Source organism: Amycolatopsis halotolerans, from assembly GCF_042647905.1.
GTDB classification, from domain to species: Bacteria; Actinomycetota; Actinomycetes; order Mycobacteriales; family Pseudonocardiaceae; genus Amycolatopsis; species Amycolatopsis halotolerans.
The window spans coordinates 1-25043 of sequence record NZ_JBHRWI010000067.1 but is presented as its reverse complement, the minus strand read 5'-3'; the positions used below and the strand labels follow the sequence as shown (position 1 = coordinate 25043).

At 69.3% G+C, this 25043-nt stretch carries 29 protein-coding genes; 15 read left to right on the top strand and 14 right to left on the bottom strand.

All coding sequences use genetic code 11. The features are described from left to right. Positions 1–11: 11 nt before the first annotated feature. Positions 12–647 (bottom strand): TetR/AcrR family transcriptional regulator, encoded by a 636-nt coding sequence (locus ACFORO_RS41330; protein ID WP_377875577.1) that lies wholly within the window; start codon positions 645–647, stop codon positions 12–14. 67 nt (positions 648–714) lie between these two features. Between ACFORO_RS41330 and ACFORO_RS41325 the strand changes: the two genes are divergently transcribed. From ACFORO_RS41325 to ACFORO_RS41315, 3 genes are all read left to right on the top strand, one after another. Continuing rightward, positions 715–993 carry a hypothetical protein gene (locus ACFORO_RS41325; protein WP_377875575.1) on the top strand — a complete coding sequence of 93 codons (279 nt, stop codon included), beginning with the start codon at positions 715–717 and terminating at the stop codon, positions 991–993. Then, complete coding sequence (locus ACFORO_RS41320; protein ID WP_377875573.1) at positions 990–1133, top strand: hypothetical protein; 144 nt, start codon at positions 990–992, stop codon at positions 1131–1133. The genes ACFORO_RS41325 and ACFORO_RS41320 overlap by 4 nt, the downstream gene beginning before the upstream one ends. Positions 1134–1295: 162 nt before the next feature. After that, positions 1296–2249: an alpha/beta hydrolase gene (locus ACFORO_RS41315; protein ID WP_377875571.1), complete on the top strand. Its 954-nt coding sequence runs from the start codon at positions 1296–1298 to the stop codon at positions 2247–2249. A gap of 105 nt (positions 2250–2354) precedes the next feature. On the opposite strand, the gene ACFORO_RS41310 is transcribed toward ACFORO_RS41315, so the two are convergent. From ACFORO_RS41310 to ACFORO_RS41300, 3 genes are all read right to left on the bottom strand, one after another. After that, the gene (locus ACFORO_RS41310) at positions 2355–3458 is read right to left on the bottom strand and encodes a helix-turn-helix domain-containing protein (protein ID WP_377875569.1); all 1104 of its coding nucleotides are present in this window, start codon (positions 3456–3458) and stop codon (positions 2355–2357) included. A 22-nt stretch (positions 3459–3480) separates the two neighbouring features. Continuing rightward, the gene (locus ACFORO_RS41305; protein WP_354744474.1) at positions 3481–3948 is read right to left on the bottom strand and encodes an HNH endonuclease; all 468 of its coding nucleotides are present in this window, start codon (positions 3946–3948) and stop codon (positions 3481–3483) included. Positions 3949–4210: 262 nt separating this feature from the next. Then, positions 4211–5098 carry a LysR family transcriptional regulator gene (locus tag ACFORO_RS41300; protein WP_377875566.1) on the bottom strand — a complete coding sequence of 296 codons (888 nt, stop codon included), beginning with the start codon at positions 5096–5098 and terminating at the stop codon, positions 4211–4213. 69 nt (positions 5099–5167) lie between these two features. Here ACFORO_RS41300 and ACFORO_RS41295 point away from each other — a divergent pair, with 69 nt between their 5' ends. From ACFORO_RS41295 to ACFORO_RS41285, 3 genes are read left to right on the top strand one after another with little or no spacing between them, the layout of a single operon-like run. After that, positions 5168–6034 (top strand): EamA family transporter, encoded by an 867-nt coding sequence (locus ACFORO_RS41295; protein ID WP_377875564.1) that lies wholly within the window; start codon positions 5168–5170, stop codon positions 6032–6034. 50 nt (positions 6035–6084) lie between these two features. Further along, a complete protein-coding gene (locus ACFORO_RS41290; RefSeq protein WP_377875562.1) occupies positions 6085–7002 on the top strand; it encodes a hypothetical protein in 918 nt (305 codons plus the stop codon). A gap of 55 nt (positions 7003–7057) precedes the next feature. Then, positions 7058–7423 carry a hypothetical protein gene (locus tag ACFORO_RS41285; protein WP_377875589.1) on the top strand — a complete coding sequence of 122 codons (366 nt, stop codon included), beginning with the start codon at positions 7058–7060 and terminating at the stop codon, positions 7421–7423. 863 nt (positions 7424–8286) lie between these two features. Here ACFORO_RS41285 and ACFORO_RS41280 read toward each other — a convergent pair. After that, positions 8287–8742: a hypothetical protein gene (locus ACFORO_RS41280; protein WP_354749952.1), complete on the bottom strand. Its 456-nt coding sequence runs from the start codon at positions 8740–8742 to the stop codon at positions 8287–8289. Between the two features lie 87 nt (positions 8743–8829). On the opposite strand from ACFORO_RS41280, the gene ACFORO_RS41275 reads away from it, so the two are divergent. Continuing rightward, positions 8830–9567, top strand: coding sequence for a TetR family transcriptional regulator (locus ACFORO_RS41275; protein WP_377875560.1), 738 nt, complete (start codon positions 8830–8832; stop codon positions 9565–9567). 52 nt (positions 9568–9619) lie between these two features. Here the strand turns inward: ACFORO_RS41275 and ACFORO_RS41270 are convergent, their stop codons facing one another. Then, positions 9620–10465: an alpha/beta fold hydrolase gene (locus tag ACFORO_RS41270; protein WP_377875558.1), complete on the bottom strand. Its 846-nt coding sequence runs from the start codon at positions 10463–10465 to the stop codon at positions 9620–9622. A gap of 83 nt (positions 10466–10548) precedes the next feature. Here ACFORO_RS41270 and ACFORO_RS41265 point away from each other — a divergent pair, with 83 nt between their 5' ends. After that, positions 10549–11286 carry a TetR/AcrR family transcriptional regulator C-terminal domain-containing protein gene (locus ACFORO_RS41265; RefSeq protein ID WP_377875556.1) on the top strand — a complete coding sequence of 246 codons (738 nt, stop codon included), beginning with the start codon at positions 10549–10551 and terminating at the stop codon, positions 11284–11286. Between the two features lie 2 nt (positions 11287–11288). Here ACFORO_RS41265 and ACFORO_RS41260 read toward each other — a convergent pair whose 3' ends face one another. After that, positions 11289–12182 carry an NAD(P)H-binding protein gene (locus ACFORO_RS41260; protein WP_377875554.1) on the bottom strand — a complete coding sequence of 298 codons (894 nt, stop codon included), beginning with the start codon at positions 12180–12182 and terminating at the stop codon, positions 11289–11291. 79 nt (positions 12183–12261) lie between these two features. On the opposite strand from ACFORO_RS41260, the gene ACFORO_RS41255 reads away from it, so the two are divergent. Next, the gene (locus tag ACFORO_RS41255; protein WP_354749942.1) at positions 12262–12897 is read left to right on the top strand and encodes a TetR/AcrR family transcriptional regulator; all 636 of its coding nucleotides are present in this window, start codon (positions 12262–12264) and stop codon (positions 12895–12897) included. Beyond that, the gene (locus tag ACFORO_RS41250; protein ID WP_377875551.1) at positions 12894–14021 is read left to right on the top strand and encodes a mandelate racemase/muconate lactonizing enzyme family protein; all 1128 of its coding nucleotides are present in this window, start codon (positions 12894–12896) and stop codon (positions 14019–14021) included. Before ACFORO_RS41255 ends, ACFORO_RS41250 begins: the two co-directional genes overlap by 4 nt. Positions 14022–14061: 40 nt before the next feature. On the opposite strand, the gene ACFORO_RS41245 is transcribed toward ACFORO_RS41250, so the two are convergent. The 3 genes from ACFORO_RS41245 to ACFORO_RS41235 form a co-directional block, all read right to left on the bottom strand. After that, a complete protein-coding gene (locus tag ACFORO_RS41245; RefSeq protein WP_377875549.1) occupies positions 14062–15234 on the bottom strand; it encodes a glycoside hydrolase family 64 protein in 1173 nt (390 codons plus the stop codon). Positions 15235–15421: 187 nt separating this feature from the next. After that, entirely contained in the window at positions 15422–15940 is a 519-nt protein-coding gene (locus tag ACFORO_RS41240; RefSeq protein ID WP_354749938.1) for a lytic polysaccharide monooxygenase auxiliary activity family 9 protein, read from the bottom strand. 524 nt (positions 15941–16464) lie between these two features. After that, positions 16465–17529 carry an aldo/keto reductase gene (locus ACFORO_RS41235; protein WP_377875547.1) on the bottom strand — a complete coding sequence of 355 codons (1065 nt, stop codon included), beginning with the start codon at positions 17527–17529 and terminating at the stop codon, positions 16465–16467. A gap of 118 nt (positions 17530–17647) precedes the next feature. On the opposite strand from ACFORO_RS41235, the gene ACFORO_RS41230 reads away from it, so the two are divergent. Beyond that, positions 17648–18478, top strand: coding sequence for a helix-turn-helix transcriptional regulator (locus ACFORO_RS41230; RefSeq protein ID WP_377875545.1), 831 nt, complete (start codon positions 17648–17650; stop codon positions 18476–18478). 4 nt (positions 18479–18482) lie between these two features. On the opposite strand, the gene ACFORO_RS41225 is transcribed toward ACFORO_RS41230, so the two are convergent. Continuing rightward, positions 18483–19052: a CGNR zinc finger domain-containing protein gene (locus ACFORO_RS41225; protein ID WP_377875543.1), complete on the bottom strand. Its 570-nt coding sequence runs from the start codon at positions 19050–19052 to the stop codon at positions 18483–18485. Between the two features lie 298 nt (positions 19053–19350). On the opposite strand from ACFORO_RS41225, the gene ACFORO_RS41220 reads away from it, so the two are divergent. Beyond that, positions 19351–19776 (top strand): Ohr family peroxiredoxin, encoded by a 426-nt coding sequence (locus ACFORO_RS41220; protein WP_344279200.1) that lies wholly within the window; start codon positions 19351–19353, stop codon positions 19774–19776. Between the two features lie 186 nt (positions 19777–19962). Here the strand turns inward: ACFORO_RS41220 and ACFORO_RS41215 are convergent, their stop codons facing one another. After that, a complete protein-coding gene (locus ACFORO_RS41215; protein WP_377875540.1) occupies positions 19963–20895 on the bottom strand; it encodes a LysR family transcriptional regulator in 933 nt (310 codons plus the stop codon). 84 nt (positions 20896–20979) lie between these two features. Between ACFORO_RS41215 and ACFORO_RS41210 the strand changes: the two genes are divergently transcribed. Genes ACFORO_RS41210 through ACFORO_RS41200 form a run of 3 tightly spaced genes read left to right on the top strand, consistent with a single transcriptional unit; the run spans position 20980 to position 21960 of the window. Further along, positions 20980–21201, top strand: coding sequence for a hypothetical protein (locus ACFORO_RS41210; protein WP_377875538.1), 222 nt, complete (start codon positions 20980–20982; stop codon positions 21199–21201). Beyond that, complete coding sequence (locus ACFORO_RS41205) at positions 21198–21518, top strand: hypothetical protein (protein WP_377875536.1); 321 nt, start codon at positions 21198–21200, stop codon at positions 21516–21518. Before ACFORO_RS41210 ends, ACFORO_RS41205 begins: the two co-directional genes overlap by 4 nt. Positions 21519–21537: 19 nt before the next feature. Next, positions 21538–21960, top strand: coding sequence for a PPOX class F420-dependent oxidoreductase (locus ACFORO_RS41200; protein WP_377875534.1), 423 nt, complete (start codon positions 21538–21540; stop codon positions 21958–21960). Positions 21961–21963: 3 nt separating this feature from the next. On the opposite strand, the gene ACFORO_RS41195 is transcribed toward ACFORO_RS41200, so the two are convergent. Together ACFORO_RS41195 and ACFORO_RS41190 are read right to left on the bottom strand one after the other, a co-directional pair. Continuing rightward, positions 21964–23748, bottom strand: coding sequence for a phenylalanine--tRNA ligase subunit beta-related protein (locus ACFORO_RS41195; RefSeq protein WP_377875532.1), 1785 nt, complete (start codon positions 23746–23748; stop codon positions 21964–21966). Between the two features lie 12 nt (positions 23749–23760). Further along, positions 23761–24786, bottom strand: a complete 1026-nt coding sequence (locus ACFORO_RS41190; protein WP_377875530.1) for a phenylalanine--tRNA ligase subunit alpha — start codon at positions 24784–24786, stop codon at positions 23761–23763. Positions 24787–25043 lie beyond the last annotated feature (257 nt).

Genomic DNA, 25043 nt, shown 5'->3' with positions numbered 1-25043 from the left:
CTTCCCGGCGCTCACACCTGGGTGTCACCCACCGGTCGGACGAGTTCGGCGAGGTGCGCGCGAAGGACGGCGAGACACTCGTCGGCCGAGGTGAGTTCCGGCTGCAGCACGGCCCGGAACGCGATCCCGTCGATGAGCGCGGCCAGCCTGGGCGCCTCGACTTCGGGGTCCTTCGGCTCGAACCGGCCGCTGCGGGCCTGCGCGTCGAGAATGCGGCGGGCCAGCGCCACGGTGCCTTGAACCGCTTCCCTGGCCAGGTCGTCCAGGCCCGGGTCGGCGCGCGCGGCCATCAGGAATTCCACCAGCACGGTCACTTCGGTGCGCCGGCGCTCGTCCAGCGGCAGCAGCTCGGACAGGAATTCGGCGAGCTGGTCGACGGCCTCCTCCGGCGACAGCTCCGACAGCGACCCCGTCTTCTCGCGGCGTTCGACGAGCCGCGCGGTCGTCCGGTCGATGGTGGTGCGCATCGCGAACCGCATCAGCGCGTGCTGGCTGTCGAAGTAATGCCGCACCGAGCCGATGTTCAGACCTGATTCCGCGGCGACCGCGCGCAGCGAGACCGCGTGCAGCCCGTCTTTCGCGGCCAGCCGCAGCACCGCGTCGGCGATGTGCGCGCGCCGCTCTTCCCCGTCCACCACTCTAGGCACTGGACTTTTATATCACAGACGTGATAGAAACGGTTTGTATCACAGGTGTGACAGAAAGGGGTGTGCCGTGGAGACGGTGCTGAACGTCCTGCTGATCCGGTTCGGCATCATCGCCGCGATCGTCGTGGTCGTCGGCCTGGCCGGTTTCGCACTGATCGTTTCGCTGCGGCGGCGGGGCAAGGGGGAGCGCGTGCGGGAAGGCGCGGCGACGCTCGCGAAAACCGCCGCGCGGGCGATGGACCGGCGCGGGGCGCGGGGAATGCGCGGACGCGTCGGCGGCGAGGTCGTGCGCCAGGCCGCGCGGTGGCTGGACGAGGACCCGGGCCGGAAGCGGTCCGGCCGGTGAACGCGGTGCTGCTCGCCGACGGGGACGGGATGCTGCAGCACCTCGTGCACGATCTGCTGGTGAAGGGGCTGATCGTGCTGGGCGCGGTGCTGGTGGCGGTGCTCGGGGCGGTGGTGATCTGGAAGAAGGTGGGGCGCTGAGGGCTCCTCGCGGCGGCTGGATCCGGGAGGCGGCCTGGGGCGTCTTGCCGGGGGCTCGCCGTTCGGCGGGTTGACCCCACGCGGTACGCGACACGTGGCGGTGCCTGCCGGGGCCGGGATTTCGGCACGATGGAGTCTTCACCTGGAAGACGGAGGCCGTTGATGAGTTATCCGTTCGATCCCGAAATCGCCGCCGCGATCCCGATGCTGCCCGAGACCGACTTCCGCGACGTGGCCGCTTCGCGAGCGGGCATGGCCGAGCTGATCGCCTCGATGCGAGGCGAGTTCGACGACACCGGCGTGACCACGCGCGACGAGGCCGTGCCCGGTCCGGAGGGTGCGCCGGACGTCCCGGTCCGCGTTTACACGCCGGATCGCGTCGCGACGAAGGCGCTGCTGTTCGACATCCACGGCGGCGGTTTCGCGCTCGGCGACCTGGAAGTCGACCACGCGAGCAATGTCGAACTGGCGCGGGAACTCGGCGTCGTGGTCGTGTCGGTCGAGTACCGGCTCGCGCCGGAAAACCCGTACCCGGCCGGGCTGGAGGACTGCTACGCGGCGCTCGAGTGGTCGGTCAAGCACGCTGACGAACTGGGCGTCGACCCGGAAAAGGTGGTCCTCCACGGCGTGAGCGCGGGCGGCGGACTGGCCGCGGCACTGGCGCTGCTGGCCCGCGACCGGGGCGGTCCGGCGATCGCGTTCCAGTTCCTCTCCGTGCCGGAACTGGACGACCGCCTCGAGACCGGCAGCATGCGCCAGTTCGCGGACACCCCGATCTGGCACCGGGGCGCCGCCGAGGCGAGCTGGGACTACTACCTGGGCGGCCCGGGCAAACGCGGCGGCCCGGACGTCCCGGTTTACGCGGCGCCGGCCCGGGCGGCCGATCTCTCGGGCTTGCCGCCCGCGTACGTGTCGGTGATGGAGTTCGACCCGCTGCGGGACGAGGGAATCGCTTACGCCCAGTCCCTTTTGGCGGCTGGGGTGCCTGCGGAACTGCATTTGTTCCCGGGCACCTTCCACGGCTCGGCGGTGCTCCGGCACGCGACGGTGAGCCGCCGGGAGACCGCGGAGCGACTGGCGGTGCTGGCCCGGGTGCTGGGGGTCGAGGCGGGCTGAGTCCGGGCGTTCGGGAGTGTCGGCCGGAATCGCCTGTCTCAGGCTGATTCCGGCCAGGCTTCTAGGGGCCTGGCCGCGCTTCTTGGCGAGCGGAACCGCTGCCCCTCAAGCGGATTCCGCCAACCTCCGCGCCGCCAACGCCAGCCGCGCCCGGAATCGTCCCGCCGGATCGTCCAGGGTCCACCCCAGCGCGTCCTCCACCTGCGCCAGCCGCGCCGCCACCGAGCTGTGGTGCCGGTGCAACGCGATCGCGGCCTGGCGCAGGGAACCGGTGCGGCAGAAGGCTTCCAGCGTTTCCAGGTCACCGCTCCCGGCGAGCGCGTTCAGCGCCAGCACGTCCGGCTGCGCGCACAACCGCTCCGCCGGGATCTCTGCCAGCAGCGTCACCGCGCCGAGGTCCTCGTGCACGATCAGCGGTCGCGACTTCGCCGCGAATCGTTTGGCCAGGCGGGCTTGCAGCCACGAACTCCGGGCCGCCAAACCGTCGACGGCGTCGCCGACTCCGACCCGGACGGTGTCTGGAAGCGTGCGGTCCTTGGCCCGCAACGCCAGCGTCTCGCGCAGAGTCGGAACCACCGAATCGGGGCCTTCGCGCGGCTGCAGCACCACTGCGGCCACCCCGCCGACGACGGCCACCCGCGCGCCGAGCGGGCCGCCGCGGGCGACGAGGGCGACGGCGTCCGCGCCGGCATCGCGGCCGGGGCCTGAAGCGACTGCCACCACTCGCAGCGGGCGTGTGGTGTCCAGGCCGAGCAGGGTCAGCGCCCGTGTCCGGTCCTCGTCCGCCGCTTGCTCGCCCAGCACTAGTTCGACCAGCGCCGGGTCGGCCAGATGCGGTGCGGCGGGCTGCGGTTCGACGGGATTGAGCACCTTCGCCGAGATCGCGAGCCGTTCGAGCACCAGGACGTCGAGCGGGCCGGGTTCGCCCGCGCGTTCCAGCCACACGCGCCCGGCGCCGTCGAGATCCACCACGACGGCGCCGGGCGGCACTGGGCCGTCGCCGCCGGGTTCGCCGGTCGGGCGGAACCGCAGTACGGTTCCGTCGACACAGCGAATCCCGGCTACGCATTCGGCAAGAAAAGCCGTGGCGCGCAGCAAATCCGGCAGCGTCGCACGGCGGGCGATCAGCTCGTCGAAATACGCGATGACGCGCACCGCCGTTTCCGCGCCGGAATCGACCGCGGACAACCGCAGCAGCAAGCCCTTCACGAGGTCCAGCTTAGCGCGAGTCTCAAGTGGACAGTCCGGCCAGCGGATGCAGCTCCTCCCACCGCGGGACGCGCGGCGGGAACCGGAGCGTCAGCCCGGCCTCCGCGAGTGTGCGGTCGGCCTTGCGCGCGTTGCAGCTGCGCGCCGACCCGCCGCACGCGGCGACGGTGTTGAGCCAGCTCGTGCGCGGGCCGCCGCGCGACACCGGCGTGATGTGGTCGACCGTGGTGGCCCGGCGCCCGCAGTAGGCGCACGTGTGCCGGTCGCGCCGCAGCACGCCGGAACGCGACCAGCGCGGCGGCCCGGAATACCGCCATTTCATCACGACGTAGCGCAGCAGCCGCACCACCTTCGGCCGCGGGAAGACTCCGAGGTCCGGCCCGTCGCTTTCGTGGACGACCGCGACCTGGCGGACCAGCATCCGGATGGCATGGGGGAGCGAGACGGTGTGCAGGGGCTCGTAGCCGGCGTTGAGAACCAGGACTCCCATGGCGACGGGCACCTCCTTTCCACAGGCGAAACGGGCCGTGAACGCAAAAGCCGCCCGGCCGGTGGTCCGGCGGGCGGCTCCTCGCTCACGGCGTGGCGGGCCACGTCATGGCGCGGAGCCGGGAATGCCCGACAGGTGCATGCATTCGTCGCGGTGCGGCATTCCGTGGTTCCTTTCGTGGCTGGACGGCTTCATCATTGTCGCCCCGCGCGCCCGCGTCAACGGAAAATGATCGTCCCGGCTTTCAAGATCCACAGTGGACTCAACGCGGGCGCGCGGAAGCGCTTTCCCGTTTCGGCGGCGTCCGGTACAGCTCGCCGAGCAGGGCCACCGCGGCATGCGTGGCCGGATGCGGATCGTGCGCGCGCCAGGCGAGCTGGACCGGCACCGGCGGGGCGTCGCGGACCCGGCGGTACACGATGCCGTCGCGGCGATACTGCGTCACCGTCGAATGCGGGGTGACGCCGACGCAGCGGCCGGTGGTGATGGTGGCGAGCCAGTCGTCGACGTCGTGCGTCGGCTCGATCCGCGGGCGCGCGTCCGGCGGCCACAGGTCGGCGGAAGTGGTGCCAGTGCGCGGATCGACCACCAGCAACCGCGACGCGAGATCGGCGAGCGCGACGGTGCGGCGGCGCACGAGCGGATCGTCGACGGCCATGGCGCAGTAGCGGTCCTCGTGGCCGACCGTCGCGTGCGCGAACTTGCCCGAGGGCACCTGATGGCGCACCACCGCGAGATCGACCAGCCCTTCCGCCAGTCCGGCGGTCGCGGTGTTGGCGCGCACGAGCAGCAGTTCGACGTCCGGGTACCGCGCGGCCCAGCGGCGCTGGAATTCCGCGGTGTGCTTGCCCATCGCCGACCACGCGTGGCCGAGGCGCAGCCGCGTGTGCCCGGTGGTCGCTTCGCGGACGAGATCGTCGGCCTCGGCGAGCAGATGCCGGGCGCGGGCGAGCACTTGAACGCCAGCTGTCGTCGGCTCGAGGCTCCGGCTGGTGCGGTGCAGCAGCTGCACGCCGAGAACCCGTTCCAGCGAAGCCAAATTCCGCGACACGGCCGCCTGCGAGACGCCGAGTTCGAGCGCGGCGTCGGTGAACGTCCCGGCGTCGACGATCGTCACGAGGCAGCGCAGCTGACGCAGTTCCAGATCCATGCGTCCAGCGTATCGCTGATGCGGTCAATGCATTTTGCGCATGGATCCGCCGGACCCATGCTCGACCGCATGGCGACTACGGAACTGGCTCCGCGAACGCGCGGCAACACCCGGGCGGCCGGTGCCGCGATGCTGCTCGGCAGCGCGCTGTCCAACCAGGTCGGCGCGGCGACGGCGGCGCTCGCGTTCCCGGTGCTCGGCCCGCCGGGCGTGGTGGCGGTCCGCCAGTGGGTGGCGGCGGTGGTGCTGCTGGCGGTCGGGCGGCCGCGGTTGCGGACGTTCACCGCGCGGCAGTGGTGGCCGGTGCTCGGTCTGGCCGCGGTGTTCGCGACGATGAACCTGTCGCTGTACACGGCGATCGACCGGATCGGCCTCGGACTGGCCGTGACGCTCGAATTCCTCGGCCCGCTGGCGATCGCGCTGGCCGGCTCCCGGCGCCGGACGGACCTGGCGTGCGCGGTGGCCGCCGCGGTCGCGGTCGGGGCGCTGATGCGGCCGCAGCCGAGCACCGACTACCTCGGGATCGGGCTCGCGCTGGTCGCCGCGTTGTGCTGGGCCTGCTACATCCTGTTGAACCGGACCGTCGGCCGTCGCCTGCCCGGTGCGGCGGGTTCGGCCGCCGCGGCCGGGGTGTCCGGTCTCCTTTACGTGCCGATCGGGGTGTTCGCGATGCTGCACCACCCGCCGACTCCGGGCGCGCTCGCGGCGGCGCTCACCGCCGGGCTGCTGTCGTCGGCGCTGCCGTTTCTCGTCGATCTGATGGCGCTGCGGCGAGTCCCGGCGCAGTTCTTCGGAGCGTTCATGAGCGTTCACCCGGTAATGGCCGCGCTCGTCGGGCTCGTGATGCTGGACCAGCGGCTGGACGCCGTCGCGTGGGCCTCGATCGGGGTGATCGTGGCGGTGAACACGGTGACGGTGCTGCGGCGGGCCGGATAATTGTCGGCGGGGCGGGCTAACGTAGGCGTCGCTGGCTAGGGAGGTGTGGCGTGGTGCGGATCGCGGATCAGGAGTGGCCGGCGACGGTCGTGCCCGCCGACGCGCGCGAACGTTCGCAGGCGACGGGCGTGCTCGTCCGCCGCATGGGCTGGGTGTCCGAGCGGCTGACGCGGGAGGAACGCGACGACGTCGAGCGGCAGCTGGAATTCTGGTACTCCAACGGATACTGCCCGGACGCGCTGCTGATCGCGATGAGCGCGCTGCCGGACGGGACGCGCCAGCGGCCGCGCCGGGCCAGCGAAAAGCCGGGGGACTTCCTGCGCTCGCGGATGAAGGGCTGGTTCGTCGACGAGTCCGCCGCCGCGGACCTGACCGAGGTGCGCGAACCGCCTCGGCGTGGGCAGACCTTCGAGGCCTGGCTCGCGAACCGGCGCAAGCAAGCGGCTGACGAGGGCACGTATCAACGGCGTTCGCGGTTGACCGACGCGGGGGAGCAGGCCCGGGCCGAGGCTCGCACGATCGCGTCGTCCCGGCGGAAGGATCCGCTCGCGCGCGTGCGCGAGAGTGAACGTCGGCGTGCCGCGGCGTTGGAGAGTCTGCGAGTGGTGGGCGAGGCGGTCGAGGTGCCACCGCCGCCTGCCGAGACGCGCGCGACGCCGCGGATGGTGGCGTCGTTCGCTGGGCGGCAGTCGCTGGCCGCGCATTCGCCGCAGGTGCTTCGGATTGTGGAGCGGTTGCGGGCGGAGAAGCGGGGGCCGTCGACCGCGGAGTTGGCGGTGCTGCGGAACGCGGTTCGGGACGCGCACCACAATGCCGGGCTCGGGACGTTGGAGGCGGCCAGTGCGGAGGTCAACGACGTCGATTCGTTGACGCCGGACGGGCAGCGGATCAAGGACTTTCTCGCGCGTGCCGCGGACGACCGGCTGCCGCTTGACGCGACGGTGCGGTTGCTTCACTCGATGCGGTGAGCCTTGCGTGTCGGGTCACCCGTCGCGGGGATGGTGCTTCCAGACTCGCCCGGTGATGAACACGTCGATGGACGATGCCGGGCGCTGTTTGCTTTCGGTGGCGTGGAATATCCGGACTGGCGGGCCGAGGGCGGATCCGCGGGCGGATGAGGTGCGGGAGCGGCTGCGGACGGTGTGCCGGGGGTTGGGGCATGCGGCTTGCCGGTTCGCCGCCGGGGGTGTGGGCGGGGATCCGGTGCCGTTGTTGCGGTTGGCTGATCGGGCTTTTGAGATCGACACGTTGCTGTTGCTGGTGGGGACTTCGCTGATTCCGGATGCTGGGCGGGATGTGCGGTGGTGGGGGGAGATTGAGGCGCTCGTGGCTGAGGTGGACGAGATGGTGGGGGAGGCTTCGGCTGTGGTGGGCGGGGTTTTTGCGTGACGGTTCGGGGTTCGGCTCGTCGCCTGGCGGCGACATTGCGCCCGTGGTGGGGCCACCACCCCGAAGCTTGATTGTGACTACGGCGCGGGGGTGCTTGTCAAGGCGGGAAAGATGCCTTGACAAGCACCCCCGCGCCGCGTTTTTGGCTTCGTATCGGGGTGCGGGGGCGGGGTGGGTGCTTGGTTCGGTGGGTGCGTCTGCTGCGGTTGAGTAGGTGGCGCGGGGCTTTGAGTCTGGTGGGGTTGGGTTCGCGGGTGCCGGTTGGGTGGGTGGTGGGGGCTTGCGCCCCAATGTGGCGCTGGGTGCGTGGGAGGCACCGAATGCCACATTGGGTGCGTGGGATGCACCGAATGCCACATTGGGTGCGTGGGATGCACCGAATGCCGCGTTGGGTGCGTGGGATGCACCGAATGCCACATTGGGTGCGTGGGATGCACCGAATGCCGCGTTGGGTGCGTGGGAGGCACCGAATGTGGCGTTGGGTGCAGCGCGGCAAGTGGTGGGTGGTCCGTGAAGGGGCCCTTGAGGGAATCCGCGTCCCTGAAGGCGTCCCTAACGGAACAGCGGCCAAGCGCCGAAGTCCGTGAAGGTTCCCCTCAGGGACTTCGGCGGGTCGTGAGGGGAACCCTGAGGGACTCAGAGTCCGTGAGGGTTCCCCTCACGGAACGCTGGCTATGCGCGAGATGGGGCGAACTCGCGCGGAGGTGTGGTCTGTGCGGCGATCCTTGCGGCGCTTAGGTTCCAGAGTCCGTGAAGGGGCCACTCGTGGGAAAGGCACCTCGCGGGAACCGGTGTCCGTGGAAGGCGCGCCGAGGTGGTGCGGTGAGCGTGAAAGGCGTGTGCAGCCCAGGCGGGCAAGGGAATCAGGGGCGCTGGCGCACTCCGGCCAGTACCGCGCTCACGCTCGGCAGCCAGCGGTGCCTCGGGTCGGGGGCGGTGAGCCACTCGGGGCCCATGCCGGGGGTTTGCTGTCCGATCGGCAGGGGGAGGAGCGCGCCGCTGTCCAGGACGGTGACGTCTGCGGGCAGGGTGCCTCGCAGGAGGAGTTCGCCGTCGGTTTCGGCCAGGATTGCCAGGCGCGGGCCGTGTTGGGTGGGGAGGATCAGGGACGGGCTGTCGCAGCCCAGGGCGGCCAGGTGGGTGAGCACGGGGCCTGACGTGAGTTTCGGCAGGGTGACTGCGCACAGGCCGTTTTCCAGGGCCAGGAACAGGCGCGCGCCCTGACGGCGGACTGACCAGCCGAACACCCCGCCGTAATAGGCGTCTGCCGGGTCTGGGCCGGTGTGGTGGTCGGGCCGCAGTTGCTGGTCGAGTGTCATCGTCGACGCCTTCCGCTCGCATGGGGTGCGCGACCCATGTTAACGGCACTCAGTGCCACTAGCAACCCGGGCTGCTACCGTTCGGGGATGACGGAGACGCCGCGCACCAGGGTCGGGGCCACGCCGGCCGGGCGGCGGCAGTTGCGGCGCGCGCTTGCTACGGCGGCCGTGGATCTCTTCGCGGCCAACGGGTACGAGGCGACGACCATCGACGACATCGCCGCGGCCGCGGGCGTCGGGCGGCGGACGTTTTTCCGGTACTTCGACAGCAAGGACGACGTCCTTTTCGCCAACCACGACGAGATCGTCGCCGAGATGGAGCAGGTCTTCGAGACCGCCGACCCGGGGCGCGATCCGATCGAGGTGGCGACCGCCGCGGTGTCGCTCGTGCTGGAGTCTTACGCGGCGGAACTGGACGTCTCGCTCAAGCGGTTCAGTCTCACGCGCACGGTGCCGTCGTTGCGGGACAAGGAAGTCGCGACGGTTGACCGTTACCAGCGTGTCCTCGCCCGTTACCTCCAGGACCGGTTCGCCGCGGCTGGCGACGAGGCGGCGACGCTCCGGGCCGCGGTGGCCGCGGCGGCGATCGCGGCGGCTAACAACCACGTCTTGCGGCGCTGGCTGCGCAGCGGCGGGCGCGACGACATCGCGGCTGCGGCGACGGAGGCGTTCACCCTGGTCGCGGATGCGTTCCGGACGTCTGGCGGGAAGTCCTCAGACGAGGCGGAGCCGGGGACGGTGGTGGCGGTGCTCAGCACTGCGACGCCGTTGCACGAGGTGGTGACCAGGATCGGCGCCGCGTTGCGCGAGGCCGAGTCTCGGTGACCTGCTTGCCGGGCGGCTAGTGAAGTGCACTGAGTGCCATTGACGGTGTTGCTCAGGTGGTGAAGAAGGCGCGCAGGGCTTCGGCGACCCGGTCGGGGTCGCCGTCGTCGTCCGGGCCGGAATGTCCGAGGCCGGAGAACGTGATTCGTTGTGTGTGCGGGATGGCGGCGGACAGTTCGTCCAGTGCGGTCCGGAGGTATGCGGGGCTTTTGGCACCGCCCAGCAACAGAACTCGCGGACTGAGGTGTGCGTAATCCGGTGCGGTGTCGGCCGATTCCTCGACTAGTCGCATGTCGAAGCGCTGAGTCGGGACGAGTGCGGGGATCGGCACGTCCGCATCAGATCCGCTGTGGTGCAGGCGTGCGCCGATCGCCATGAAGGGCACGAGCGCGAAGCGCGGGATCCGGTCGAGCGTCGGCTCGACCGCCAATCCCTTTAAGGCCGTTGCCAGGGCGGAAGCGAGCTGTCCGCGGGCGACCTCGCGTTCGAAACGCGGGAGCCACGCCAACGGCACGGAGCCGTTGACGGACAGCGGTGGTTCATACAGGGCGACCGCGCTGATCTCGGGGATGGAGAGGGCGCTTCGCAGCGTGATGAGTGCTCCTGAACTCAGGCCGAAAACCTGTGCCGCGCCGGTCTTCTCGACTAGCGCGTGCAGGTCTTCTGTTTCCCGAGCCGTCCCGTAATCAGTGCCGTGCGGTCCGCTGAGTCCTCGGCCGCGGCGGTCGGGCACGCAGACGGTGAATTCGGTCGACAGCGCGGTCGCGAGCTTCATCAGGTGCTGCGCCGCCTGCATGCCTCCGTGCACGAGCAGTACCGCCGGACCGCTGCCCAGCTGGCGGTATCCGATGACCGTTCCGTCGGCGGAGGCGACCGACCCGGTGCGGTACCCGGTCACCGGTCTTCCCGATTACCCGGGCACAGTGTTCGCATAAAGACCACTCTAGCTAACCGCGTACAGCGTTCGCAATAATGCGGTCCATGGTTGACGACGCAGCGCCCGCGGCCGAGGCGCGCCCGCCGATCTGGCTGCGGCCGGAACGCGGCGCGCGGGGACCGCGTCCGGCCTACAGCCGGGCCGACCTCGCGGCCGCGGCCATCCGGGTCGCGGACGCGGAGGGCCTCGAAGCGGTGTCCCTGCGCCGGGTCGCCAGCGAGCTGGGCAGCGGCACGACCACGTTGTACCGCTACATCGCCACGAAGGACGAGCTGTTCGACTTGATGGTCGACGCCGCCTTCGGGGAGCACGAGCCGCCAGCGCCGACCGGTGACTGGCAGGCGGACCTGAGGGTGGTCGCTTGCGAGTATCGCGCCTTGGTGGTGCGGCATCCGTGGCTGGCCGCGTTGCCCGCCGCCCGTCCGGCGCTGGGGCCGAACAGCCTGGCGTGGCTGGACGCGGCGTACGCGACGGTGGACGTGCTGGACCTGGCCGCGGACGAGGTCTTGGCCCAGGTCGGCACAGTGCTGACCTTTGTCCGCGGCCACGTCCTCGACGAACTGGCCGAACAGGAAACGGCGCGCCGGTCCGGAGTGGACATGCCGAAGTGGCTGGCGGTGCAGGCGCAGTACGGCGAATCGATCATCGGCAGCGGGAATTACCCGCACCTGAGCCGGATCATGGTCGAAGCGGAAGCGCCGCACGCCGACGATCGCTATGAGCGAGCGTTCCGCCGCGGTCTGGACCACATCCTGACCGGACTGGCGCACAGCGGCCGATAAGATCAGGCCTTGTCTACCGCGGGCTTGAGGACTTCTTCGCACCACTGGCGGAAAGTCGTCGGGGCCTCGACGGCGTGCTGCGGGGTGCGGACGACGCCCTCGTCCAGGTGGTTCAGCTTCGCGGTCATCATGTCCATCATGGACTGTGCCATCGCTTCGGAGAGACCGCTCGCGCGGACCTGCTCGCCCAGCGCCGGGACCGGAACCTGCTGGTACTTAACCGAAATCCCCAGTACATCGCTCATGATCTCGGCCTCCTGGTTCAGCGACAGGTCTTCCGGGCCGAGGATCGGGACCTCTTCGCGGCCAGTCCACAAAGGATCGATCAGCAGCCGGGACGCGACCGCGGCGATGTCGCGAGTGCAGGCGGTCGGTGCGGCGTAGTCCGGCGGCAGGATGTCGTAGAACGTGCCTTGTTCCTTGATCACCGCGGTTTGGCGCAGCAGATTGTCCATAAAGGTCGGATTCGCCAGTGCGCGGAAGGCGACGCCGGTGCCGGCGATGAGGTCGTCCATCGCCAGGGTGGCGGTGACGTGCCCGGCCCGTTCGGCGAAGGCGGTGCCGCGCCCGAGCGCGCTGACCGACACGACCCGGCGGACGCCGTGGGCGCGGATCGCCTCGACGGCAGGGCGGGCGAAGCCGGAGTAGGCCTCGTCGGCGCTGGCGGCCCGCCGGTCGGGCGGGATGAGCCAGAACACGGTGTCCGCGCCGTCGAAGGCTCGGGCGAGTACCTCGGGATCGCTGTGCGAACCCTGGTGGACTTCGATGCGTTCCCGCAGGTCAGCGGGCAGTTTCGCCGGGTCGCGGACGATCGCGCGGACGGGGCGCGAACCGTCGGCGACCTCGGCGAGAACGCGGCTGCCGATGTTGCCGGTGGGGGCGGTGACGACGATCATGCGGGCACTCCAGGAGACTGTCGGAGAGGTGGAGAAGTAAGTAAACTCCACCGTACCGTTTACTTTTGGCGGAGGCAAGATGGCGCGTGAAGGCGGTTCGCAGCTGCGGGGTGCGGAGTTGCGCAGGCACATCCTGCTGGCGGCGAAGAACGTGTTCCTCGAGACCGGGTTCGAGCGCGCGTCGATGGACGCGGTCGCGGCCAGCGCGGGGACGTCGAAGCGGTCGCTGTACGCGCACTTCGAGAGCAAGGACAAGCTGTTCCTCGCGGTGCTCGACCTGGTCCGCGAGCTCTACCTCGGCAAGCTCATGACGCCGGACGTCTACGCGGACGACCCGGCCGAGGCGGTCGCGCTGTTCTGCGGCCGGTTCCAGCAGTTGCTGACCTGGGAGCCGCAGGCGCGGACGTGTCGGCTCTGCATCTCGGCCGCCGAGCGGTTGCCGGACAGTGCGAATGCGTATTACGAGGCGATGTTCGCGGTGATGTACGCGCGGCTCGCCGACTATCTTGCTGCACAGTACAAAATGGACACTCCGGAGGCAGCGGCGCTCGCGGAGGATCTGGTCGGTCGGACGGTATTGCCGCGGGTGTTTCGGGTGTTGTTGAAGGCTGAGCCCGCGATCGAGGAAATGCCCGGGGCGGAGGCGGCGGTGGAAAACGTCGAACTGGAACCGATTCGCCGCGTCGTGTCGGCGGCGCTGGGGTCGCGCGCATGAAGATCACTGACATTGCCGTGTGGGTCGTGAATCTGCCGCTGACGAATCCGTTCACCAGTTCGTTCGAGACCAAGACCGGCGAAACCCGGACGGTGGTGCGGCTGCGCACGGACACCGGCGCCGAGGGCTGGGGCGAGACGATGTGGGGGCGTCCGGTCGCGGAGCTGACGCGAAAACTGGGCGCGGAACTGATCGGGACAAGCCCGTTCGCGCTCGAAGCGTTCCATCGGCGGCAGCACATGGTGCCGTTTTTCCACGGCTACCTGGGTTATGCGGCGCTGGCCGGGCTGGACGTCGCGTGCTGGGACTTGATCGGACGCGTCACTGGGCAGTCCGTGACCGATCTGCTCGGCGGGGCGGTGCGGACCGAGGTGCCGATCACCGCGTTGATCACGCGTGCGGAGGCGCCCGGTGCGGAAGGCGAGGAACTCGCGCAGGGATTGGCCGGACACGCGGCGAGAGTGGTTGCCGAGGGCGGATTCTCGGCGGTGAAACTGAAAGGCACCCGGGACGTTCGCGGCGATGTCCGGATCATGCGGGCGCTGCGGAGCGCACTGCCGGACGTCGAGCTGCGGGTCGATCCTAATGCCGCGTGGTCAGTTCCCGATTCGATTCGCGCCGGGATTGCGCTGGAAGAGCTGGATCTCGAGTATCTCGAAGACCCGTGCGCGGGGATCGAGGGAATGAGCCAGGTGCGTGCGAAGGTGCGGATTCCGTTGTGCACCAACATGTGCGTGGTCCGGTTCGAGGAGTTCGCGCCGGCGGTGCGGCTCGGTGCGGTCGACGTGATCCACGGTGACGTCTACAAATGGGGCGGTATCGCGGCGACGAAGGCGCTTGCCGCGCATTGCGAGACGTTCGGGCTCGGGATGAATCTGCACAGCGGCGGCGAACTCGGTATCGCCACCGCCGCGCATCTGGCGGTGGTGGCCAGCACGCCGGTGCTGTCGCGGGCGATCGACAGCATGTACTACCTGCATGCCGACGACATTGTGGCACCGCTTCGGCTTTCCGGCGGCCGGTTGCAGGTGCCGACCGGGCCGGGGCTCGGGGTGGAAGTCGACGAGGAGAAGCTGGCCTTTTACGCGGCGAAGAACGAGCGGGAAGGCGATCTCACCGGATGACGACGCCGCGGTCCTCAATGGACCGCGGCGCGTCTTTGGCTCAGCGCAAGGCGTTTACCGTGATGGTGAGCGTGTCCGGGTCGCCCGCTTGGACTGCGCCGCTGAAATCCGGGCCGGGGGAGACGTCGTCGTACGGGAACGCATAGCCTCGGTTGTCCGGGAGTTTGCTGTGCACGATCCGTGCGTAGTGGTTGGTTTCCGGGTTCTGATAGAACTTCGCGGGGTCCTCGCCGGTCGGCTGTTTCGGGTTGTCGCGCAAGGTAGTGCGGTTCAACGCCGCTGCCAGTCGGGGGATGATCGCCTTGCGGGCGTCGCTGTCGCCTTGTTTGATGGCGAACGGGCCGCTGTCGCAGCTCCAGACGTCCGGCGTGGCGGGTTTGTCGAATCGTTCGCCGTTGTTGAAGGCGAGCACGCCGTCGGAGCCGACCTGGCCGGTAAACGCGCCGAGGCCGGGCACCTGGGTGTCGACGGTGAGCGTCTCACTGGCGTATTTCTTCCACACCTCGTCGATGTAGCCGTCGAGGTATCCGCCGAATTGGTCGGCGCGGTAATGCGCGGACAGGGCGCGCAACGGCTTTCCGTCGCCGCCGGTCTCGATGAGCGTGCCCCATTTGCCGCCCTGGGCGTTGAGCGCGTCGCAGATCGGGTCGAGCGAGCGGGCCGGCAGCCCGGGCACGGTCTGGTCGCCGGAGCCGGTCGTGGTGAGGTGCAGGCCGATCGGGATCGCGACGAAGTCGACGTAGCTGATGTTGGCGAACAGCACGTCGTTGTTGAAGGTGAATTCGCAGAACGACCAGTTCCGGCCGTAATTCGGGTCGTCGGCGGCGAGGAAGCTCGGATGCACGAGCGCCGGGCCCTGGTTGACGAAGAAGTCCAGTTTGCCGTCGAGGACGACATAGATCCGGGCCGCGTACATTTTCGGGACGGTGACCTGGGAAAGCGACTTCAGCGGGATCGCGCAGTCCTCGCCGAGCGGGGTGTGGTCGCTGCCCGGGGACGGCGGGTAATAAGGCGTGCCGTCGGCTTTCAGGATGACGAGCCGGTTGTCCAGCGTCGTGCCGGTGATGTACGCGTACGTCTGACTGGCGCCGGATTGGTCGTTGAACGCGACCTTCGCGGTGTCGGGGGTGGTCGCGGAGGCGAACGCGGCATTCCAAAGGGGAAATGTCGCGGCTGCCGCGGATGCGCCGAGGAATGCCCGCCGGGAAATCAAGGAAAACCGCCTCCTGGAGTCGTGCCCTTTCCGGTGACCGGCACGCTAGCCACGGCCGGGAGACGGGGTCAACGAATGCGGGGGAAACTGGCCGGTTTTGTCATTCCCGGAAAAAGCCGCGGACGCGCACTGAGGCACGGGCCGCCGCCACGGCCCGCGCCTCAGTGTCTGTTGTGGACCGTCCGGGTCAGCTGACCTGCAGATCGATGCAGGCGTAGAAGGCGTTCGCGGTGTCCGCGATGTTCCAGACGGCGAGCACCGTCTGCCTTCCGGTGTGCCCCTTGAGGTTCACGTTGTGGGTGACCGTCGCCGGGGGCTGCTGGCCGCCGCCGTCCACCGTGGCGATCTTGTCGTTGCCGATCCAGTACTCGTAGGTGGACGTGCGGTGCCGGGCGGTGAACTTCCAGGTGAAGGCCACCGAGGAGCCGACCGGCGACGCCTTCCAGCCCTTGTTGTTGTCGTTCAGTTCGGCGAACTGGGCGTTGCCGCCGCTGCAGCTGTGCAGGCCCTTCGGTCCTTCGACGCTCTGCGGTTCGTACTTGATCTGGCCGCAGGAAACGACTCCTTGCGCGCACTGGGCCTGCCGGCTCGCCGGCGCGTTGACGTACCCGTGCGCGCTGGCGATGCCTGCCGGGCTGATCAGCACGAGCACCGGGGCGATCGCCGTGCCGACCGCGGCGGCGACGAGTTTCCGGTTCGCTTTCATGGACATCTCCTTCGGGGAATGCTCGTTTCCTTGTGCGGGTACGACAAAGCGACGCACCGGCTTTCCGGGAGCCGGCCCGCGGGAGGTTCGAGCGAAGGGGGTGGGCTTCTTGGTCTAGACCATACGCCCGGGGCGCGGGAAAGGTCAACAGCTGGCAAAGAAAGGCGGAGCGGCCGTTATCCGTCAACGTTGTCAAGCAAGACCACTGTCTCTTGTGGTGCTTGCCGAACGGTTTTCCGGAGATTGCGCCGGACGGGTGGCGCGAGCGCGGATCGCGGACACCCAGCGTGTTTCCCGCTGTCTATAATGGACAGCGGGAAACTGCGCGGGCGCACGGAAGACCGCGGATCGAGGTGGTCCGGTGCAGCGATTCTGCCCGGTCTTCGGAATCACCGACTTCCGGAGGGTTGAACACATTCGACCGGCAATGCTGAACTGGATGGTTAGGTGTTCGCTTGGGCTGGGGGTGGTTTCGTATTCTCGGCCGCGGCATTTCGCGCAGGCGGCAATAGGGCTGCCGCCGGTCAGCGCCGGTCTTCGATCGTCAGGTCGCCGCGGGTCGCCGTGCGGAGATGGTCGCTGGCGAGCTGGTCGTGCGGGATGCCGAGCTGGATCGCGCTGGCTTCGGCGAGCCGGGCCAGCTGGGGCTCGGTGAACTCCACGGTCAGCGCGGCCAGGTTGTCTTCCAGCTGCTCAGGGGTGCGGGCCCCGATGATCGGCGCGGTCACGGCGGGGTTCCGCAGCGTCCAGGCGAGCCCGGCCTGGGCGGGGGTGCAGCCGATCTCCGCGGCGACGCCGACCAGGACGTCGGCGATCCCCAGATTGCGTTCGGTGACCGCGCCGACGGCGAGATTGAAGCTCTTGCGCGTGCTCTCGCCCGGGACCGGGTCGGCGGCGGTCAGGTCGGCGCGGGTGTACTTGCCGGTCAGAACGCCGCCGCCCAAGGGGGAGAACGGCACTACGCCGAGCCCCATCTCGCGGGCCATCGGGAGCAGGTCGCGCTCGCCGGTGCGCTCGACGAGGCTGTACTCGACCTGCAGCGCGACCAGGGGCGCCCATCCGCGCAGGTCGGCGACCGTTTGCATGCGCGAGACCTGCCAGGCGGGCACGCTGGACATCGCGACGTAGTGGATCTTGCCCTGGCGGACGAGGTCGTCCATGCCGCGCAGGATTTCCTCGACCGGCGTCGTGAAATCCCAGACGTGCAGGTAGAGCAGGTCGAGGTAGTCCGTGTTCAGCCGCCGCAGGCTGGCCTCGACCGACGCGAACAGGTTTTTGCGGTGCGGTCCGCCCGAGTTCGGGTCGCCGGGGCGGCGCAGGGTGGTGTACTTCGTCGCCAGGACAAGGTTTTCGCGGTTGCCGCGGGTGAACGTGCCGAGCATGCGCTCGGCGGTGCCGTCGGTGTAGGTCGGCGCGGTGTCGATGAAGTTGCCGCCGCGTTCGACGTACTGGTCGAACAGCCGGCGCGCGCCCTCCTCGGCCACGCCCCAGCCCCATTCGGTGCCGAAGGTCGCCGTGCCGAGCGCCAGCGGCGAGACCCGCAGCCCGGACCGGCCCAGCAGCCGGTAGGTGTCGAGAGTGAGCGGCATGGGTCCTCCTGTGCTTGTGCTCCAGTGCCGCTGACCAGCCTGTTCTCGTCGCGGGCCCGGGGTAAGGGAAGGATTTGCCTGGGAAGGCGGGTCCTACCCTCGGGTAGAGTCGGCGGCGATGACTCGCGCTGTGGACCGAACCGAAGAGCTGGCCGTGTTCCTGCGGACCCGCCGCGAACGCCTCGACCCGGCCGCGTTCGGCCTTCCCGCGCGCCGCCAGGCCCGGCGGACGCCCGGCTTGCGTCGCGAAGAGGTCGCCGAACTGGCCGGCGTGAGCATCGACTACATCGTGCGGCTCGAACAGGCGCGCGGGCTGCGTCCGTCGGCGGAAGTCGTGGAGGCGCTGGCCGGAGCGTTGCGGCTGAGCCCTGGCGAGCGCGCTTACCTCTACGGTTTGGCTCAGCAGCAGCCGCGTTCAGCGGACAAACCCGCTGCCGTCGCGGCGGAACCGCTGGCGCAGCTGATCGCCGATCTTTCCCCGCTCCCGGCGATGCTGCTGAACCATCGCTACGACATCCTCGCGTGGAATCGCGAAATGACGCGCCTGCTGGTGGATTTCGAGACACTGCCGCCGTCGCAGCGCAACGCGATGTGGCTGTGCCTGCGTCATCCGGAACTGCAAAAGTTCTACACCGACCGGGAAACCGTGGTACGGCAAGGCATCGCGCACCTGCGGGCGGCCTGGGCGACGCATCCGGACGACGCGGAGTTGAGCGACCTGATCGCGGAGTTCCTTGCCCAGGACGAGGAATTCGCCCGGTGGTGGGCGGAGCGGGACGTCGCGATCAACGGCCGGGGGCTCAAGGTGCTGCGGCATCCCGAAGCCGGAGAGCTCACGGTGCGGTTCGAAGTGCTTGCCCCGCTGGAGAATCCGGACCAGCGCGTGCTGATCTACCGCGCGGCGGACGACGACAGCCGTTCTGTGCTGCGCCAATTGTTCACCAGCTGAACTTTCAGGATTGCCGAGACGGAGTCAGCGGGGGATTTCCCCGTTGCCGTGCTCGATAAGCCGCCGCCTTCATTTTGTTTCCGCAGGTAGCCATCGCGCACCATTCCCGCCGTGACCCGCGCGAATGGTCCAGGTAAACCTGCGTGCACTCCGGCCGCCCGCATTCCTTCAGCAGCTCCGCGTCCGGCCCGCCCAGGATCGTCACCGCGGCCCGGGCCACGGTCGACAACGCCTGCGGTGCCGTCGCCCGGACCTGGCGTCCGTTCCGGCTCAGTTGCGGGACCGCGTCCGGCTGTGCTGCCGCCTCGTTGACCAGCGTCAACGCCGCCGGATCGTACTCGTGGCCGACGAGCCGGGCGGCGACCAGTGCGTAGATCGCCTCCCGGACGGCGATCGCCCCGGCCAGGTCCGCGGCGGTGCTCGCCGGGTCGCCGCCGGTGACCCCCGACTCGCGGAACCAGGCGTCCAGGCTGCGCGGCGACCCCAGCATCTCGGCCGGCTCGTCGTTGCGGCGGGCCCGCAGCGTGCCGACGAAGTCCAGTGCCGGGTTCCCGCAGGGGAAGGCGTGCTCCATGCGCACCAGTCTGACAGGTGACGAATCAGGATGCAAGGAAGTCTAACCGGTCTGGGTGGTTATGAGTAGCGGGTCACAGAAATGCGTAACCTTCTTGACCGGTGACGAATGTGCGTGCGAAGGTTCTCTCGTCGCCGAGACCGGAGGACAGCGCCCCGGTCGCCTACCGAAAGGCCACGTCCGATGGACCCGATCACCCAGGCGTTCCGCGAAATTCTCGGCGCGCTGGCGGCGCTCACCGGCACCGTCCTCAGCGGCTTCTGAAAACCCCTTCTGAAAACCCTTGGAAAGGAAAGTCATGTCTGAAACCACTTACACCGCCGTCGTCACCACCACCGGCGAAGGCCGCAACGGCGGACGCGCGGTTTCGTCCGACGGCGCGCTCGACCTGAAATTCGCGATCCCGAAGGAGTTGGGAGGCAACGGCGGCGCGACGAACCCGGAGCAGTTGCTCGCGGCTGGCTGGTCGTCGTGTTTCATGGGCGCGGTGCGGATTGCCGCCGCGCAGCGGAAGGTGAAGCTGGCGGACCTGGCGGTCGTCGCGGATGTGACGCTGCATCACGACGAGGCGAACTTCTGGCTCAGCGCGGCTTTGCACCTGGAGTTGACGGGGGTGGATCAGGAGACCGCCGACGCGCTGGCCGCGGCTGCGCACCAGACGTGCCCGTACTCGAAGGCCCTCGGCGGGAGCATCGAGGTCACGGTGGACGCGACGGTGGCCTGATCAGGCCGAATGGTCGAGGGCGCGGAGTGGTGCCCTCGACCTGGTGATTCCGGGACAGGACCCGGTGGAGCGCGGCCGGTCCCGACTCGCTGGGGCAGCTCGCGCGCGAGTTCGGCGGGCCGCTGCTGGCGTGGGCGCGGCGAGCGATTCGGTGGTGCTCTCGAGGCCGTCTGATGGAGGAGCAGGTCAGGCCCGGGCTGCCGGGGCCTGCTGAGCCAGTTCGCGCGCCACTTCCACCGCCACCTCGACAGCCCGCGCCGCGAGCGGAGACTGGTCGCCCCGGCCGGGCGGCCAGTGCAGGTAGATCGCGCGCGCCGGAGCGGGATCGAGTTCGTGCACCCGCAGATCCGGCCATCCCTCCGGTCCGTGGATCGCGCCGCAGTCGCGGCAGACGACCTGGTGGATCGCCAGCCACGGCAGCACGGCGAGTCCCATTCCGGCGCGCACCATCGACACCATCGTTTCGCTGCCCGCGGACCGGAACACGATGCGCGGCCGGGCGCCGGCGTCGGCCAGGGACTGTTCCAATCTGGGCTGGTCGCAGGTCGCGGGCCAGGCCACCATCGCCTTGCCGTCCAGCTTTCGTGCGGACACCGGGCCGGACGGCAAGGTTCCGGGCGGCGCGACCACCAGGTACGGGTCTTCCATCAGCAGGACGTGTTCCGTGTCCTCGCTGATGAGCCCGTCGTAGAACAGCAGGTCGAGTTCGCCGAGCCGGGGCTCGTCCGGTTCCGAGAGCCGGATCTCGCAGCGGGGACGCTCTTCCCGGAGCAGGCGCAGCACGGTCGGCAGGATCGCGTGGGAGACGCTGTGCAGGGCGCCGACGTCGATCCTGCCCTCACCGGCCTTGAACCGGTCGACCGCCTGACCCAGTGCGTCGGCTTTCGCCAGTACTTCCTGGCCGTGTTCGAGGACGACGGCGCCCAGGGGAGTGATCCGCACCGGACGCGGACCGCCCGGACGGTCGAACACCGCGCCGCCGACAGCGCGTTCCAGGGCCGCGATGTGCTGGCTCACGCTCGACTGCGTGTAGCCCAGCCGGTTCGCCGCAGCCGAGAACGTTCCCTCCTCGGCGATCGCGAGCATCGTCGTCAGCTGGCGCAGGTCCAGGTCGGCCATGATCTCAATGTATCGCGAATCACGATGGATATGATCGTAAACAATCGCTTTTCTTAATCTCTTGGCGCTCTTAGCGTCGAAGCCATGACAGTCACCGCGATTACCGCCGAGAGAACTAGGCTGCCGTCCCTCGCGTGGGCGCTCGGCGCCTGCCATCTCGTCGCGCGGGGCGGCTCGTTCGTGCAGCCGATGCTGGTGCTGTATCTGACGCGGGAACACCGGATGATTCCGACGGCGGCGGGTGCCGCGTTGGCCGCCTTGGGATCCGCCGGGGCGACGCCGGATACGGTCTGCTCTTCTGGTTGAGCGCCGTCGCGATGCTGGCTGCCGCGTTGGGAGTGGTGGCCGCGGTGCCGGAGCCGCGTTCCATCGGGAGTCGCCGGAGGCGCGCGTTGCTGCCGGTGTTGCTTGCCGATCGTCTGATGCTCACCATGACGCAGAGCATTGCCGGTTATGCCATTGCGGTCCTCATTCTCAGCCTCGGGCAGATCGGGTTGGCGGTCCAGTTCGGCGCGACGTTCGCTGTCCTCGCGTCGCAGTGGCTTTCGCCGCCGGGATTCTGCTCTCCCTTGCCCAGCAGGCCGTCGCTGGACGTCTTCGTGAGCGACAGCACGATCAGTTAACCGAGAAGGGAACACTCCGATGACCACCATGACCGACACCGAATGGCGCGCCTTCCTCGCTGAGGGAACCAGGCTTGCCCACCTCGCCCTCACTCGCGCCGACGGACGGCCCCACGTCACTCCGGTCTGCTTCGTCCTCGACGGCGACGAACTCGCTTTCACCTTGTCGCCGGGGAGCGTCAAAGGCAAAAGCCTCGCGCGGGACGGGCGTGTCTCGGTCTGTGTCAGCGACGAGCGGCAGCCCTACAGTTTTGTTGCCATCGAAGGACAAGCGCGGATCTCCGCCGAGCCGGACCAGATCAAGCGCGTCGCGGCGGGGATCGCTGAACGGTACTACCCCGATCAGTCCGCAGCGGACCTTGCGGACTCGTTCGTCCACAGTGGATTCACCGCGGTCCGGATCAACATCGCGAACGTCATCGCCCGATCTGGTCTCGGCTGAGTCTCACCGCGGCCGCGCCCCCGCCCGCTCGAGTGCGGCCAGCACTGTGGAGCGGGCGGCGGCGATTTCGCCCGCGGTCAACGTCGCGGACCGCGGGCGGAGGGTGACCCGCAGGGTGAGCGACCGGTGGTCCGCCGGAATCCGGGAACCTCGGTACTCGCCGACGTAGGCCACCCGCCGCACCAGGTCGTGGGCCTGGGCCGCGGTGTCGGCGACCAGCGACCACGGCACGGTGTCGGCGGCGAGGACGGACAGGTCGAAGTCCGACTCCGGCAGCTCGCCGACCGGGGCGTAGCGGTTCTCTCGCGACGGGTGCGTGCGCAGCGCGTCGAGGTCCAGTTCGACGCACGCGACCGCGCCCCGGTCGATCCCCGCCGTCTGGAGCACGGACGGCCGGACCAGCGCCAGCGCGCCGCCCGGGTGGATTGCCAGTCGTGCTGACGGGTCTGTCCAGGTCAGATCGGGTGTGTCGGACAGATCCAGCGCGGTGAGATGGCAGTGTCGGCGGATCAGCTCGACTAAACCCTTGGCTCGGCGGAACAAGTCGACTCCGTCCGGTCCGGCGAGCAGGATTCCGGCGGAGGTCCGCTCCGTCGCGGGGAAGACGGTGCCGACTTCGAAGATGCTGAACTCGTCGTGATAGCGCAGGTTGGCGGCTGCGGCTTCGAGGAGGTTCGGGACCAGCGACGGGCGCAGCCGGGCGCGGTCCGGGGCCGGCGGGTGGTCGATCGTCAGCTCGGCGTTGAGACCGCAGGCGGTGAGCAGGTGGTCGGCGGACCATGGGTACGTCAGCACCTCCGTCGCACCGCCGCGCGCGGCCAGGACCTCCCGGACTTGGCGGCTCAACGGGAGCCGGGAGCGCGGGGTTAGCTCCACGACTGGTCGTCGCGCGGGTAGCGCGTCGTAGCCGTGGATGCGGGCCAGCTCCTCGACGATGTCCACGGGCAGCGAGAGGTCGCCGGTGGAGCGCCACGACGGGGCGACGACCCGCAGCTGGTCCCCGGTGATCTCGGCGGTGCAGCCGAGGGCGCGGAGGATGCGGAGGATTTCGTCCGGGGGCAGCCGGATGCCGATCCGGCGTTCGATCTCGGCCAGGCTTGCCTCGATTTCGGCACGTCGGGTGGCGGCGAGGACGACGTCTTCCTCGCCGAGAGCCACGGCTGACGGGTCGGTTTCGGTCAGGAGATGGAGGAACAGGTCGGCGGCCTGGTCGACGCGCTGCGTGTCCAGGCCTTTCTCTTGCCGCACCGAAGCTTCGGTCCGGGCACTGCGGCGGGCTCGGCTCGGGACCAGCGTCGGGATTTCCAGCACGATCGAGTCGCCGGAACTGCGGACGTCGCTGGGCTGGCCGACGGAGTACATCACGTAGGCACTCAGGTCGGCGCACAAGTTTTGGCTCGGTGCGCCGACTCGGCGGAGCCGGTGGCGGATCAACGGCGGAGTCGGCACTGAACTGTCTACTGTGCACTGGACCGCCAGAATCCGCCGGTGCCAGGCAGGATCGACCGAGCTGACGATTCCGGTGGTGCTCGGCGGCCGGGCTACGCGGGGGAGCGGAGTCAGAGGTAGTCCATAGAGGACGGATAGTTCCCGCGCGATTCCGTAGTGTCCCCACAGGTCGGGGCGGTTGGTGAGCGATTTGTTGTCGATCTCGAACACGACGTCGCCGTCGACGAGGTCGTAACCCTCGACTTCGACGGTCTTCAAGGTCAGATCGTGTGCGAGCTGGTCCGGCGAACAGTCGGGCAGCGGCACGTAGTCGGTCAGCCAGTCCCGGGAGATCTTCACGACGGGGGCCTTTCACGAGAATTGGGAGAGGAAGCGGAGGTCGGCGCTGTGCATCAGCCGGACGTCGTCGATGCCGTACCGCATCATCGCCAGCCGGTCCAGGCCGACGTTCAGGTAGCAGCCGGACCATCGCGCCGGGTCGAGTCCGGCGGCGCGCAGGACGTGCGGGTGCGGGCTGCCGCCGGGCATGAGTTCGAGCCAGCCGGTCCGTCCGCAGGTGCGGCAGCCGCGCCCGGTGCACACGCGGCAGGCCATGTCGATCTCGAAACCTGGCTCTACGAAAGGGAAGTATCCGGCTCGCATCCGCGTCCGCACCGGTTCGCCGAACACCGTGCCGAGAATGGTGTCGACGAGGAACCGGGCGGTGGCGAGCGGGACGGCCTCGTCCACCACCAGCACCTCGTACTGGAAGAACGCCCGTTCGTGCCGGGCGTCGGTGCTTTCGTTGCGGTAAACCCGGCCTGGGTAAGCGATCCGGATCGGCGGTTCGTGCGTGCTCAGGTACCGGACGCTCGCGCCGGTCAGGTGCGGGCGCAGGCAGCGGCCGTCGGTCAGCCAGTAGGTGTCCATGCTTTCGCGCGCCGGGTGGTCGGGCGGGAAGTTCAGCCGGTCGAATTCCACTTCGACGGAACTGATTTCCGGGCCTTCGACGATCTCGAAGTTGAGTGCGCGGAAGGCGTCGTCGAGGTCGTATCTCAGCTGGGTGACCGGATGCAGTCCGGCGGTCGGCGGCGGCAGGCCGGGGACGGTGGGGTCGAGCGGGTGCTCCAGTGCTGGTTCGGCGGTTCGCCGCTCATCGAGTGCGGAGGTAATGCGTTGGTGTGCCTCGGAAAGCGCGAGGCCGAGTTGTTTGCGGGAGGCCGGGTCGTAGCGGCCGAGTTCGCGGCGTGCGGCGGCGAGCGGGCTGGATTTGCCGAGCACAGAACGGCGCAGAGCGGCGACTGCTGCCGGAGTGGTGGCCTGGGCGAGATCGGCTAGCGCGGCCTCGGTCAGCTCGGTGATCCGGTGCAGCGCCGAGGATGGGTCAAGGGTGTCCACGGGAAGGGGTTCCTCACTTCGGAGCGTGAAGTTCTGGACTTCACCCCCGGGCAGCGAGGGGAGACGCGGACGTCAGCGGGCGGAACCCGGCGCGCACGCGCAGCCCCCGGGCACTCCCCGGGGGCGAAGAAATCGCTGCGTACGCATGCCGCCATCATGGCACGTCCCACGCTGGTCGAGCAAACCCCTTTGCGCGGGACGTGAGGGGAACCCTGAGGGACTCTGATTCCCAATGCCAGGAACTTAGGCTGCTCTGG